Raw genomic sequence first — 12,914 nt, forward strand, 5'->3', positions numbered from 1 at the left:
AGCGCACTTCCTCCTTATGCGACCGTTGGCCAGCGCACCTGGCACTATACCTTCCGGGTGATCTGCGGTCTGGTCTTCTTCTTCCTGATCGCACCGATCGTGGTGATTATCCCGCTCAGCTTCAACGCGCAGGACTTCTTCACCTTTACGCCGGAAATGCTGCGGCTGGACCCGGAAGGCTACTCGCTGAAGCACTACCGCGATTTCTTCAACAATGACTCCTGGCAGTCTGCGATGTGGAACTCGCTCAAGATCGCGCCGATGGCCACCATCGTCTCGGTCACCTTCGGCACGCTGGCCGCCATCGGCCTCAGCCAGCCGCATGTGCCGTTCCGCCGTGCGATCATGGCGATCCTGATTTCGCCGATGATCGTGCCGCTCATCATCTCCGCGGCGGGCATGTACTTCTTTTACAGCCGCATCGGCCTGCAGGGGACCTACATTGGCGTGGTTCTGGCGCATGCCGCGCTGGGCATTCCCTTCGTGATCATCACGGTGACGGCGACGCTGGTGGGCTTTGACCGCTCGCTGACCCGCGCCGCGGCCAACATGGGGGCAGACCCGGTCACCACCTTCTTCCGGGTGCAGATGCCGCTGATCCTGCCGGGGGTGATCTCGGGCGGCCTGTTCGCCTTCATCACTTCCTTCGACGAAGTGGTTGTGGTGCTGTTCGTCGGCTCGGCCGGGCAAAAGACGCTGCCTTGGCAGATGTTCATCGGCCTGCGCGAGCAGATCTCGCCGACCATCCTGGCGGTGGCGACAATCCTGGTAGCGATCTCCATCATGCTGCTGGCGACGGTGGAAATGCTGCGCCGCCGCTCCGAGCGCCTGCGCGGGATGTCTCCTGGCTAAACAGTACCCGCTTTGCCAGACACAAAGAGGCCCCGCGTTGCGGGGCCTTTTGCTTGAAGCCGGGTCAAAAGGGAGACGGCTCGCTCCCTTGGTTCTACCGCAGCCGCTGCAACAGATGCAGCGAGGCATAGCCATCCGGCGTCAGCCCGTTTGCCACCTGATAGGCGCGCACTGCCCCGATGGTCTTGGGCCCGATCTTGCCGTCGATACCGTCTGTGTCGAAACCAGCGCTTGTCAGCCGCTCTTGCATTTCCTCCCGTTCGGACAGCGTCAGCGCCCGGTCACCGCGCGGCCAATTCGCCTTGATCGGCGAACCACCCTTGATCCGGTCCGCCAAATGCCCGACGCCGATCACATAGGCATCTGCCGTGTTATAGCGTTCCAGTACAGCGAAGTTTTGGAAGATCATAAACGCAGCACCCTCGCTGCCCGCAGGCAGCAGGATTGAGGCGGGCCCGTGATCCTTCACCGCACGCCCATCCAGCCCCTTGATGCCTAAAGCCGCCCAGTCGGCGGGCGATTTCTCAATGTCGCGATCAGCCAGGGTGTAATCAAACCCCTTGGGCAGGGTCACCTCCACCCCCCAAGGCTGCCCTTTCACCCAGCCAAACTGCTTCAGATACGCGGCGGTTGAGGCCAGCGCATCAGCCGGGTTGTCCGACCAGATGTCCCGCTTGCCGTCACCGGTGAAATCCACCGCATAGTCCAGATAGGACGTAGGGATGAATTGGGTATGTCCCATCGCCCCGGCCCAGCTGCCGGTCATCTTGCGGGCGGCAACATCGCCTGCCTGCAGGATCTTCAGCGCCGCAAACAGCTGACCCTCAAAGAACTCTCCGCGCCGCCCGTCAAAGGCGAGGGTCGCAAGCGAGCGGACCACATCCATCTTTCCGCGGAAGGTGCCATAGCTGCTTTCCAGCCCCCAGATCGCCACCACGATCTCTTTCTCGACGCCGTATTTGCCCTCGATCTGATCCAGCCGCGCCTGCTGGTCGCGCAGCGCTGCCTTGCCGTTCTTCACCCGCAGGTCCGACGCCGCGCTGTCCAGGTAGTCCCAGATCGTCTTGGTGAACTCCGACTGGTTGCGGTCGCGGCGGATCACTTCGGGGTCATAGCTCACACCGTCAAAGGCACTGTCCAGCACCGGCACGCTGATCCCTTGTGCCCCTGCGCGGTCTTTGAATTCCATGATCCAGTCTTTGAAACTGACTTCAGCTGCAGCCTGTTCCACCGCGGCCTGCTGGAGCGCGGCTGGCCTAGCGACCGGTTTCAAAGTTGTGGCAGACGCCAGCAAATAGCTTTCACCTTGCCCCTCCTGTTTCGCGGCCCCGGGCCGCTCGGCGGGCCTCAAGGAGTTGTCCGTCGCGGCCTCTGCCGCCATTGCGCTGCCTGCTACCAGCGATACAGCCATCCATTTGCGCATGATGCACCTCGTTATTCACTGCCCAGCTCCAGTTTAGCGGCAGCGCGAACCGGGTAAAGAGGTCAGTCCCGGCGTGTGCGGGGCGCCGCCTGCCATCGCTACTGCCGGTGCTCCTGGCGCAGCTGGTCCAGGGCGTCGCGCAGCATGGGCACCCGGTGCGGACGAAAGCTTTGATCCGTCACTTGCAGGCCGCGCATCCGGTCCAGCCGGAACACCCGCACCGCCTGACGCAGGCAGCACCAGGCGATCAGCACGGTCGAGCGGTCGAAGTACACCACGCTCAGCGGTTTCACCTGCCGCTCGGTCACCGCGCCATACCCGTCTGTATAGCCGAAACGCACCTCGACCTCGTCCCAGGCAGCCTGGCGCAGGTCCTGCGCCGAGATTGCTGGCGGGATCGGGCGCTCAAACCGGTAAGGTGCCAGCACCGCGTGGCGCAGCCGGTGTGCCTGCCTTGGAGGCAGTCGCGCCTGCAGCTTGCGTAATGCTTCAGAGGCTGCGGTGGCCAGCTCCGGGTCGCCGATCAGCTCAACCTCGCGCAGGCCAAGCACCAGTGCCTCCAGTTCCGTGTCCCGGAAACCCATCGGCGGCAGCGCATTGTCCTCAATCAGGGTAAAGCCGTACCCCGCCTCGCCATCAATCACCGCCCCCATCTCGCGCAGAGTCGCGATGTCGCGGTGGATGCTGCGGGCTGACACGCCCAGTTCCTCCCCCAGCCGCGCCGCGGTATGCGGGCCGGGCCCCAGGCGCAGGGCCTGCATCAGCTGAAAGAGGCGGTGAGTTCGGGACATGCCTGATCATCCTATGCCCTGATGACACTATCTGTCATCAGGCGGGTTTAGAGAAAGGCGAGTAAACGCAACGAACAGGATTTGACAAATGCTTTCCCTCCTCACCTTCCCTAAAGGCTTCGGCTTGTTCAGCATGAGCCCCTTCTGCATAAAATCTGCTCTGATGCTGGAGCTGTCCGGCCAGCCCTGGCAGCGCAGCGACATGCTGGACCCGACCGAAATGCCGCACCGGAAGCTGCCGGTTCTTGCGACGCCTGACGGGCAGATTGCTGACAGCGACGGCATCCGCGACTGGCTTGAGGGGCAGGGGGCCGACTTCGACGAAGGTCTGACCACTGCAGATCGCGCCCACACTCGTGCCTGGGTCCGGCTGGCGGAATACCACCTGGGCCTGCACCTGCTGCAAATGCGCTGGAATGACGATGCGGTCTGGCCTGAGGTGCGGGATCAGATCTTCCAGCCGGTTCCCGAACCCATGCGCGAAGAGATCAGCGCCCCGGTCAGGAAGGAAATCCAGAACGGGCTTCAGTGGCAGGGCCTCGCACGTTTCACCGATGCGGAGCGGATGCACCGGCTGGAACAGGATCTGAAACCCATAATAGCACTTACCAGTGAACGTCCGTACTTGATGGGGGACCGCATCACCTCGGCTGACTTGAGCGTGGCGCCGTTCCTGATCTCCATGCTGCAGACGTCTGAGGCGTCACAGATCAGCAAACGCTTGCGCGATGATGCGGTTCTGTGCGCCTATCTAAGCCGTGTAACCGAAACGGTGCCCTTGCCATGAAACCTGCCTTTGCCAACCCGGAGATCGAGGCCGCCTTTGCGGTCTCCGACCCGCTGGCGCGGGAGGGGTTGCTTAGGCTCCGGCAGCTGATCTTTGAAACCGCCGCCGAAACGCCGGAAGCGGGCCGGGTGGAGGAAGTGCTGCGCTGGGGCCAGCCTTCTTACGTCACGCCAGAAACCAGAACGGGGTCCACCATCCGGTTGGGGGTGCCGAAGGGTGCACGCTTTGCGCTCTTTGTGCATTGCCAAAGCCGCCTGATCTCGGAGTTCGCCTTGGCATTCCCTGCCTGGGACAGGTTTGAGGGGACCCGCGCCGTCCTGTTTGACGACCCGCAGAATGTGGAGCCGCTGCGTCACGGCTGGCTGATCAAGCGGGCGCTGACCTACAAGATCCGCGCGCCGCTGGATATTCCGGCATAGAGCCGATCAGGTCTGCCCTATCGGGGCAGACTTCATTTGCGCCGCTTGCGTTCCACTTTGCGTTTCACCTTGGCAGCCTTGTGTTTGGACTTGGCCGCCTTGCGCTTCACCGTGCGGCCTGCCGGGCTGCGGCGGCCGCGCTGGCCTCCGCCTGCGGGTATCGGGACCTCTTCCAGCGCCAGCAGTTCCAGCTCCAGCCCGCCAGTGACAGGTGCCGCCTGAGTCAGCCGCACCGTCACGCGCTGGCCGATAGTCAGGGTCATGCCGGTGTCCGCCCCTGTCAGCGTGCCGGACTGGGCGTCAAAGTGGAAGAACTCCCGTCCGATGGAGCGCACCGGCACCAGACCGTCAGCGCCGGTCTCGTCCAGCTTCACAAAGGCACCAAATCGGGCAATGCCGCTGATCCGGCCTTCGAACTCGTTGCCCACACGCTCGCTGAGGTAAGAGGCCAAATAACGGTCCGTGGTGTCCCGCTCCGCAATCATTGAGCGCCGCTCGGTATCCGAGATATGGGTTGCAGTATCTTCCAGCCGCTCGATCTGGGTCTCATCCAGCCCGTCGTCGCCCCAGCCGTGCGAGGAGACCAGCGAGCGGTGCACGATCAGGTCGGCATAACGGCGGATCGGCGAGGTGAAATGCGCGTAGTTCCTAAGCGCTAGGCCAAAGTGCCCGAAGTTCTCCGGGTTGTAATAGGCCTGCTGCATCGATCTCAGGGTGGAGATATTGATCAGTTCCGCATCGTCCGTTCCTGCCGCCTGGTTCAAAAGCGCATTCAAATGCCGGGTCTGCAGCACCTGCCCTTTGGCCAGGCTGAGGCCCGCCGCCTGCGCGGTCTCGCGCAAACTTTCCAGTTTCTCCTGTGCCGGCTCCTCGTGCACCCGGAACAGCAAGGGCGAGCGTTTCTTGATCAGCGTTTCAGCTGCGGCCACATTGGCGAGGATCATGAATTCCTCGATCAGCTTGTGCGCATCCAGCCGGTCGCGGAAGGCAACCGAGGTCACGTTGCCATCCTCATCCAGCACGATCTTGCGTTCCGGCAGGTCCAGATCCAGCGGCTCGCGCTCAGCCCGGGCCTTTGTTAGAGCCTTATATGCGGCAAACAGCGGCTGGATAACATCATCGAGCAGGGGTGCTGTCTTGTCGTTCGCATTGCCGTCCTGCGCCTCCTGCACTTCGGCGTAATTGAGTGAGGCTACAGACTGCATCAGCCCGCGCACGAATGTGTGGGCAATCTTGTTGCCCTCGGCGTCCACCTGCATCCGCACCGCGATACAGGCGCGCGGCACGCCTTCGTGCAAACTGCACAGGTCGCCCGACAACCGGTCCGGCAGCATCGGCACCACGCGGTCGGGGAAATAGCTGGAATTGCCGCGCTTCTTCGCCTCGCGGTCCAGCGCCGAGCCGGGGCGCACATAGGCGGCCACATCGGCAATCGCCACCCAGATCACATGGCCGCCCGGGTTTTTGGGATCGTCGTCGGCGTGGGCATAACACGCGTCGTCATGATCGCGCGCATCCGCCGGGTCGATGGTGACCAGCGGCAGTTCCCGCAGATCCTTGCGGCCCTTCAGGCCCGCGGGTTTTGCGGCATCAGCCTCTGCCATCACCGGATCGGGGAAATGGTCGGGAATGCCATGCTGGTGAATGGCGATGAGCGACACCGCCTTGGGGGCGGTCGGGTCGCCCAGCCGTTCCACGATACGCGCGCGCGGCAGGCCCATGCGGCCCTTGGGGCCTGCCTGCTCAGCCTCGACCAGTTCGCCGTCCTTGGCGCCATTGACCGCGTCCGGCGCCACCATCCACTCATTCGACGCGGCCTTGTCGATTGGAACAATCCGCCCGCCCTCGGAGCCTTTGCGGAAGATGCCCAGAACCCGCTTGGGGTTGGTGCCGATCCGGCGGATCAGCCGCGCCTCGTAATTGTGGTCCTGATCCGGGACCATCTGCAGCTTCACCAGGATCTTATCGCCCTCGCCCAGTGCCGGGTCCGAGGGTTTGGTCAGGATCAGGATGATCGGCTCTACACCTTCGCCATGCCATTCCAGCGGACGCCCGTACAGGTCGCCATCCTCGTTCGGTGCCTTCACTTGCAGCACCGTCACCGGCGGCAGCTGGTCCGGGTCGCGGTAGGTCTTCTTGCGCTTCTGCAAATGCCCTTCCGCCTCTAGCTCCTTCAGGATGCGCTTGAGGTCGATGCGATCGGCGCCCTTGATGCCAAAGGCCTTGGCAATGTCGCGCTTGGAGGTATGGGTCGGGTTGGCGGAGATCCAGTCGAGGATTTCGGCCTTGGAGGGAATACGGCTCATACTTCCCGCGTAGCATGGCGCGGGGGCGGCGTCATTGTGAAAAGCGAAACGTCAGCGCCGCGGCAGGTCCGCCACGGTGTCGACGTCCTGCAGGGTATCGGTCAGCGCAATGCGCCAGCCGGGCAGGGTGTTCAGCGTATCGGCCAGCGCATGTTCGCTGGACCAGCGGACATTTTCGAACATGCCATGCGGAAGGCGGGTGGGGTGCTTGGCGCCCACCAGCCAATAACCGCCGTCCGCTGCCGGACCAAAAACCGCGTCATGACCGCCAAGGGCTGCAAAGGCGCGGGCGATATGGGCGCGGGTGATGCCGGGGATGTCGGCACCGATCAGGCAGACAGGCCCAGGAACGGCCCGCAGCATCCGCTTCATGCGTGCGCCCAGATCGCCTGGCCCTTGCGGCCAACGCGGCAAATCAGCAGGCCAGACCTTGGAGCGCACCGCCAGGTCTGGCGCCACCGCCAATACGATCTGCCAGCGCGGATCCCGCAAGGACCGGATCAACCGTGCGGACTGATGGCGGAACCACCAGGTGGCCGGGATCACGCCGATATCCCGTCCCAGCCGGGTCTTGACTCGTCCGGGACGAGGTTCCTTGACCATGATGATCAGTGTGCGTTTCACGTGAAATCACGCACCATGTCCCGATGATCGATACCGGCATCGTCATAGACTGGGCCAAAGGCAGTGAAGCCAAGCTTCTCATAGAACCTGAGCGCATGGATCTGCGCACCAAGTTTGGCCTTGATTACCCTGGGACGCGCCCGGGCGGCATCCACTGCAGCCTCAATCAATTTGGCGCCAAGCCCGGTGCCGCGGGTCGAGGACAGCACGCAAACCCGGCCGATCTTGGCGGTGTTCCCATTGAACACAATCCGCGCCGTCCCAACCGGGACACCGTCCTGCAGCGCCAGAAGATGGGTGGCAGAGCCGTCCAGCGCGTCCTGCTCCTCCTCCACCGGCACCCCTTGCTCCTCCACGAACACTTGGTGGCGCAAGGCAAAGCATGTCTCTAGATCCTCGGTGACTGAAATGCTCAGACTCATGCGAAATAGTCCTGCAGGATGCGGGTATAGATGTCTTTCAGCTGGTGGATCTGTGCGACCTCCACGCGCTCATCCACCTGGTGCATGGTCTTGCCAACCAGCCCGAACTCCACCACCGGGCAGTGGCTCTTGACGAACCGCGCATCCGAGGTGCCGCCAGTGGTCGACAGTTCCGGCTTGCGGCCGGTCTCCGCCTCGACCGCTTTTGAAACCAGATCCGAGAGCGCGCCCGGCGGGGTTATGAAGCTCTCACCTGAGATCTTCACCTTCATCCCGATATCAACGCCGAACTCCGCTGCTGCCTTGTCCGCCTCGCTTTGGAGCCAGTCCGTTAGGCCGGCACCTGTGTGGGCGTCGTTGAAACGGATATTCACGGCTGAAGTGGCCTGAGCCGGGATCACGTTGGTCGCGGTATTTCCGGTGTCGATAGTGACAACAGCCAGGGTGGAGGCGTCAAAGTGTTCAGTGCCTTGATCAAGCTCATGGCTCGCCAGCCGGTCCATCAGCCGCGCCATTGCGTTCAGCGGATTGTTGGCCCGGTGTGGGTAGGCCGAATGGCCCTGCACACCGGTCACCGTGAACCAGGCCGTCATCGACCCGCGGCGGCCGATCTTGATCATCTCGCCCATCTCATTGGGGCAGGTCGGTTCGCCCACAAGGCAGACCGACATCTGTTCACCTTCGCGGTCCATGTAATCCAGCAGCGCAGTGGTGCCGTCCACGGCAGGGCCTTCCTCGTCGCCGGTGATGGTCAGGATGATGGACCCGTCTGGCGGTGTGTCCCGCACAAAGTCCACGGCCGCCGCCGCAAAGGCCGCAACCCCGGATTTCATGTCGGTCGCGCCGCGCCCGTACATGAACCCGTCCTTTTCCTCTGCCCCGAACGGCGGCATGGTCCAGGCGGCCTCGTCCCCCAGCGGCACCACATCGGTGTGGCCGTTGAAGCCAAAAGTCTTGGCGTGGCCCTTGGCGCCCCAGCGGGCAAACAGGTTGCTGACCTCGCCACGGTCGGTGCGGGTGCAGGTGAATCCGGCCTCGCTCAGCAGTTTTTCCAGCAGCACCAATGCGCCGCCTTCCTTAGGCGTGACCGACGGGCAGCGGATCAGGTCGGCAGTCAGGCGGGCGGGATCGGTTTGCGGCATTGGCGGGCTCCTCAGGTTCCGGTTGCCACAGGCCTAGCGCGGAACGGAGCGCTGTGCAATTCGCAGGGAGGCCCGTAAATGTGGCGCAAAAGCAGCGGTTTCACGGCCCTGCAAAGGAGAGCCTGCCCAGTATCCGGGAATCATGTTAATGATTTGTTAATCATAATTAACCCGAGGCAGGGTATCCCGAGAGCAGCACCACCGTAACAGCGGGGCGCGCAGAACTGACTGGCGGCGGGTCCGCTGGCGACGCGGCAGTGGCAGCTGTCTGCGCGGGACGCTTGTCCGGATGGCGGGAGCAGGCGGCGCAATGGTCAGGGCACGAGAGCTTAATTACGATACCAATGCATCCGCATTGGAGATGGCAGACACCATCTTTGGTGACGGGATTACCGTTCTAGATGCCAGCTATACCGGTGACAGCCGTTCTTCAGCGATTTATTCCAACGGCGATGCGCTGGCACCCGGTGCGACACCCAGTGACACAGGCGTAATACTGTCGACGGGGCGCGCCGATCAGTTCACCAATTCGCGCGGCCAAGCCAATCAGGACACCAACCAATCCACCAACACCTGGGGGCCAAGCAACCAAGCCGATTTCAATGAAATCGCCGGCACCAGAACCTATGACGCCTCCTATCTGGATGTGAGCTTTATTCCGGATTCGCAGGTGATGACGCTGCAGTTTGTATTCTCTTCTGAGGAGTTTCCCGAATTTCAGAACTCCGTTTACCAGGACATGGTTGCGGTTTGGGTGAATGGCGAACCGGCCCAATTGGAAATTGCAGGAGGTGCCGCGAACCCGGCAAATGTAAGTGCCTCAATTAATGAGAACCTATATCTCGACAACACCAGCGATGATTTCAACACGGAGATGGACGGCCTGACGGTCACCATGACCCTGACGATGCGGGTGAACCCGGATCAGGTGAACAACATCCGGATCGGCATAGCCGACGTTGGCGACAGCAGCTATGACAGCAATCTCCTGATTGCAGGCAAGTCGGGACAGACCAATCTGATTGCCATTACAGACAAAGTGTTTGTAACGCCGGATGGCAGCAAGACCATCGATATTCTGGAAAACGATATCAACATATGGGACGGCGGCACGGATGGAGCTGACGGCAGCACTCTGACCGTGACACACATCAACGGGGTTGCAGTCACCGCAGGGTCCGTAGTCACGCTGCCCTCAGGCCAGCAGGTGACGCTGAACGAAGATGGCACAATCACCCTGGCGGGTGACGGTGATACCGAGCATTTCAATTTCACTTATACAGTCAGCAACGGCACCATCAGCGACACCGGCTTTGTCAACGCAAGCTCAATCCCCTGTTTTGTGGCCGGAACTCTTATCCGCACTCCGCTCGGAGAAGTGCCGGTTGAGGATCTGATGCCAGGTGACCTGGTTGAAACCCGCGACGAGGGGGCCCAGCCGCTAAGCTGGACCGGTGGCCGCTCGGTTGCAGCTGAAGGGGATTTTGCGCCAATTCGTATTGCTGCGGATACCTTTGGGCGGCATGGCGCGCTGCTGGTCTCGCCGCAGCACCGGGTGCTTGTGCGCGGGGCCCATGCTGAGCTGTTCTTCGGTGAAGAAGAGGTTCTGGTAGCGGCCAAGGATCTGGTGAACGGCCGCAGCGTTACCTGCTGTCCGGGCGGTGAGGTCACCTATGTGCACCTTATGTTCGATAGCCACCAAGTGATCTACTCGGAAGGATTGGAGACGGAAAGTTTCCTGCCGGGACCGCAGATCGTTAATCTTTTCGAACAGGCGGTGGCTGAGGAGATTTGCGCGCTGTTTCCCGAATTGGACCCGGAAACCGGCGCGGGCTACAGCGCTGCTGCCCGGCCTGCGCTTAAGTCTTATGAGGGCCAGCTTCTGGCCGCAACGCAGGCGGCCTGAGGACGGTGTCCTGGTTTTCGGCCTCTGGCAGCGGGCTCGATTGGTGCAATACGCAGGCGCTGCGCTCTGGCGGGACAGCCGACGGAGACAGTTTGCTTGTGCGCGGCACAATCATGCTTGAATGCCACTTGCCGGAAATCACCCGTCCTGAGCCATTGCTCCTTTATTCCCAGGGCGGAGACTGGCCTCTGCGGCTGGCAATTCAGGCGGTTCCGGGCGGCGGTCTGAGTTTCGTTCTGGAGCAGTGCGGGGCCGTGCTGCATCAGACACTGAATCCGACCAGTTCTGGACGCGCCGGACGGTTGCGGCTGAGCTACGCCTGGGATGCCCCTGCAAGAACAGGGCAGCTGACATTGGAACAGCCGGATGGCGGGCAGATGCAGATTGCCGCGCTGGCGGATCCAAAACCTTGGCGGTTGCGTGATCTGCAGGCGCTGGCGGGGCCGCTGGGATACAGGGGGACTTCAGTGGAATACTTGGCCCTGTCCGCCAAGGTTGAGCCAGCTGGTCCAGCCCCCGGGCTGCTGCCAGCCACGCCAATTGCCGTACCGCAAGGCTACCGCGCACTGGGCTGCCTGAATCGGGGGGACTTGGTGCTGACCAGCGGCGGTGCGGCAGTACCCGTGCTGCAGGTGGTGGAGCGCCAGGTGCCTGCGCTGGGCACCTTCGCTCCAGTGCGTCTCAGAGCACCGTACTTTGGATTGCTGCAAGACATTCAGGTCGCGCCGTTTCAACGGCTGGTATTGACCGGCTCAGAGGTCGAATACCTGTTTGGCAAGCCCGCGGTTCTGGTGCCAGCCGGCAATCTGCTGGGCACCGGCACCGCGCAGCCGGGCCAGGCTGGCGCGCCTCTGATAACCTATTGCCAGGCGGTCCTGCCGGACCATGAACCGCTGATTGCCGCCGGGTCGATGACTGAAAGCCTGTACCTGGGCCGCTTGCGCCGCGACCCGCAGCGCCTGGCGGCCAGTCTTGTGGCGCCGCACGGTGCCGCTGCTCTTCCGGAACACCGGCAGCCGAAATTCCCGGTTCTGCGTGCCTTTGACGCTGCGGTTCTGGCTGACAGGCGGACGGCCTGACACAGTCTTTGACGCAATTTCTGCCTCTGCATCCTTGATGCTTGCGTGAAAACCGCGATCCGCCTAAGGACGTTGAAACCCTTTCAGAGGCCAATCCGAGCGTTTCCGTGCCGTATCTCCGCCTGATCCCAGCCGTCCTGTTCATGCTATGGGGGCAATTGCTTTCCGCGCAGGTGCTGACGGTCAATACCGTCACCCGGCCGCCCTTTTCAATGGTGGAAGAGGGGCGCGACACCGGCTTCTCACTGGAATTGTTCAAAATCTTGGCAGAGCGGCTGGATTTGGACTACCGCGTCAGCCGCGCTGACAGCTTTTCGGACATGCTGGAAGGCGTGCGGAGCGGAGAGGCCGATCTGGCAGCCGCCAATATCTCGATCACCGCCTCGCGGGAGATCGAAATGGATTTCAGCCACCCGATTTTTGAAAGCGGTTTGCAGATCATGGTGCAGGCTGATGACGTCCGCGAGCCATCGCTGCTGCGGGCGATCATGTCCTGGGACCTGGCAGCGGCGATCGGGATCGCCTTTCTGCTGCTGTTTGGCGGCGGCATGATGATGTGGACGTTCGAACGCCGCGCACAGCCCTATTTCGACCGCCCTCTGAAAGAGGCATGGTTCCCCTCTTTCTGGTGGGCGCTGAACCTTGTGGTGAATGGCGGCTTCGAGGAACGGGTGCCGCGCACACCCATTGGCCGGATGTTCGGCGTGGTGCTGGTGGTATCTTCGCTGTTCATCGTCTCAATCTTCGTCGCCAAGATCACAGCGGTTATGACAGTGGAGGCAATCACCGGCTCAGTGAACTCGGTGAATGACCTCTATGGCAGATCCGTCGGCACCATCGGCGGCTCCACAGCCGCCGGTTTCCTGGACCGGCGCGAGATCGATTATGCTGCCTTCTCCGGATTGGAGGAGATGCTGGCTGCCTTTGAAGCGGGGGAGATCAAGGCCATAGTCTTTGATGCGCCGGTACTGAATTTCTACGTGCAGCAAGGCGGCCATCAATACGGCCACACCATCGGCCAGCCGTTCCTGCGGGAAAACTACGGGCTAGTGTTCCCGGCCGGCTCGCCGCTGGTGGAAGAGGTCAACCAGGCGCTTTTGACGATGCAGGAGGACGGCAGCTATGACGCCCTCTACCGCAAATGGTTCGGCAGCCAGAACTGA

Annotated in this window: 11 protein-coding genes and 1 pseudogene; 6 read left to right on the plus strand and 6 right to left on the minus strand. The window is 62.3% G+C overall.

From position 1 onward, the window contains the following. Window positions 1-6: 6 nt before the first annotated feature. Window positions 7-852, plus strand: a pseudogene (locus RA24_RS17405) (ABC transporter permease); the annotation flags it as partial. Between the two features lie 94 nt (window positions 853-946). Here RA24_RS17405 and RA24_RS17410 read toward each other — a convergent pair. Then, on the minus strand, window positions 947-2,275 hold the full coding sequence (locus tag RA24_RS17410; protein ID WP_039193215.1) for a lytic murein transglycosylase: 1,329 nt from the start codon (window positions 2,273-2,275) through the stop codon (window positions 947-949). A gap of 98 nt (window positions 2,276-2,373) precedes the next feature. Next, window positions 2,374-3,066 carry a helix-turn-helix transcriptional regulator gene (locus tag RA24_RS17415; RefSeq protein ID WP_019295192.1) on the minus strand — a complete coding sequence of 231 codons (693 nt, stop codon included), beginning with the start codon at window positions 3,064-3,066 and terminating at the stop codon, window positions 2,374-2,376. Between the two features lie 133 nt (window positions 3,067-3,199). Between RA24_RS17415 and RA24_RS17420 the strand changes: the two genes are divergently transcribed. Both RA24_RS17420 and RA24_RS17425 read left to right on the plus strand, forming a co-directional pair. After that, window positions 3,200-3,853: a glutathione S-transferase family protein gene (locus RA24_RS17420; protein WP_275041218.1), complete on the plus strand. Its 654-nt coding sequence runs from the start codon at window positions 3,200-3,202 to the stop codon at window positions 3,851-3,853. Next, window positions 3,850-4,272 (plus strand): DUF1801 domain-containing protein, encoded by a 423-nt coding sequence (locus tag RA24_RS17425; protein WP_039193218.1) that lies wholly within the window; start codon window positions 3,850-3,852, stop codon window positions 4,270-4,272. The genes RA24_RS17420 and RA24_RS17425 overlap by 4 nt, the downstream gene beginning before the upstream one ends. Window positions 4,273-4,304: 32 nt before the next feature. Here RA24_RS17425 and rnr read toward each other — a convergent pair whose 3' ends face one another. From rnr to dapE, 4 genes are read right to left on the minus strand one after another with little or no spacing between them, the layout of a single operon-like run. Further along, a complete protein-coding gene (gene rnr, locus RA24_RS17430) occupies window positions 4,305-6,578 on the minus strand; it encodes a ribonuclease R (protein WP_039193221.1) in 2,274 nt (757 codons plus the stop codon). A gap of 51 nt (window positions 6,579-6,629) precedes the next feature. After that, complete coding sequence (locus RA24_RS17435) at window positions 6,630-7,202, minus strand: TIGR04282 family arsenosugar biosynthesis glycosyltransferase (RefSeq protein ID WP_039193223.1); 573 nt, start codon at window positions 7,200-7,202, stop codon at window positions 6,630-6,632. Then, window positions 7,199-7,624 carry a GNAT family N-acetyltransferase gene (locus RA24_RS17440; RefSeq protein WP_039193225.1) on the minus strand — a complete coding sequence of 142 codons (426 nt, stop codon included), beginning with the start codon at window positions 7,622-7,624 and terminating at the stop codon, window positions 7,199-7,201. Before RA24_RS17440 ends, RA24_RS17435 begins: the two co-directional genes overlap by 4 nt. Beyond that, the gene (dapE, locus tag RA24_RS17445; RefSeq protein WP_039193227.1) at window positions 7,621-8,766 is read right to left on the minus strand and encodes a succinyl-diaminopimelate desuccinylase; all 1,146 of its coding nucleotides are present in this window, start codon (window positions 8,764-8,766) and stop codon (window positions 7,621-7,623) included. Before dapE ends, RA24_RS17440 begins: the two co-directional genes overlap by 4 nt. Before the next feature lie 310 nt (window positions 8,767-9,076). Here dapE and RA24_RS17450 point away from each other — a divergent pair, with 310 nt between their 5' ends. The 3 genes from RA24_RS17450 (at window position 9,077) to RA24_RS17460 (ending at window position 12,914) form a co-directional block, all read left to right on the plus strand. After that, window positions 9,077-10,672 (plus strand): Hint domain-containing protein, encoded by a 1,596-nt coding sequence (locus tag RA24_RS17450; RefSeq protein WP_019295185.1) that lies wholly within the window; start codon window positions 9,077-9,079, stop codon window positions 10,670-10,672. A 155-nt stretch (window positions 10,673-10,827) separates the two neighbouring features. After that, window positions 10,828-11,751, plus strand: coding sequence for a Hint domain-containing protein (locus RA24_RS17455; RefSeq protein ID WP_193747145.1), 924 nt, complete (start codon window positions 10,828-10,830; stop codon window positions 11,749-11,751). A gap of 143 nt (window positions 11,752-11,894) precedes the next feature. Next, on the plus strand, window positions 11,895-12,914 hold the full coding sequence (locus RA24_RS17460) for a transporter substrate-binding domain-containing protein (protein WP_036761810.1): 1,020 nt from the start codon (window positions 11,895-11,897) through the stop codon (window positions 12,912-12,914).

Origin of the sequence: Leisingera sp. ANG-M6 (assembly GCF_000813905.1) — a bacterium.
GTDB lineage: Bacteria > Pseudomonadota > Alphaproteobacteria > Rhodobacterales > Rhodobacteraceae > Leisingera.

Coding starts and splice junctions, on each gene's coding strand:
- RA24_RS17460 (WP_036761810.1), top strand. CDS start 11,895: ATGCTATGGGGGCAATTGCTTTCCGCGCAGGTGCTGACGGTCAATACC.
- RA24_RS17420 (WP_275041218.1), top strand. CDS start 3,200: ATGAGCCCCTTCTGCATAAAATCTGCTCTGATGCTGGAGCTGTCCGGC.
- RA24_RS17410 (WP_039193215.1), bottom strand. CDS start 2,275: ATGCGCAAATGGATGGCTGTATCGCTGGTAGCAGGCAGCGCAATGGCG.
- RA24_RS17415 (WP_019295192.1), bottom strand. CDS start 3,066: ATGTCCCGAACTCACCGCCTCTTTCAGCTGATGCAGGCCCTGCGCCTG.
- rnr (WP_039193221.1), bottom strand. CDS start 6,578: ATGAGCCGTATTCCCTCCAAGGCCGAAATCCTCGACTGGATCTCCGCC.
- RA24_RS17440 (WP_039193225.1), bottom strand. CDS start 7,624: ATGAGTCTGAGCATTTCAGTCACCGAGGATCTAGAGACATGCTTTGCC.
- dapE (WP_039193227.1), bottom strand. CDS start 8,766: ATGCCGCAAACCGATCCCGCCCGCCTGACTGCCGACCTGATCCGCTGC.
- RA24_RS17425 (WP_039193218.1), top strand. CDS start 3,850: ATGAAACCTGCCTTTGCCAACCCGGAGATCGAGGCCGCCTTTGCGGTC.
- RA24_RS17450 (WP_019295185.1), top strand. CDS start 9,077: ATGGTCAGGGCACGAGAGCTTAATTACGATACCAATGCATCCGCATTG.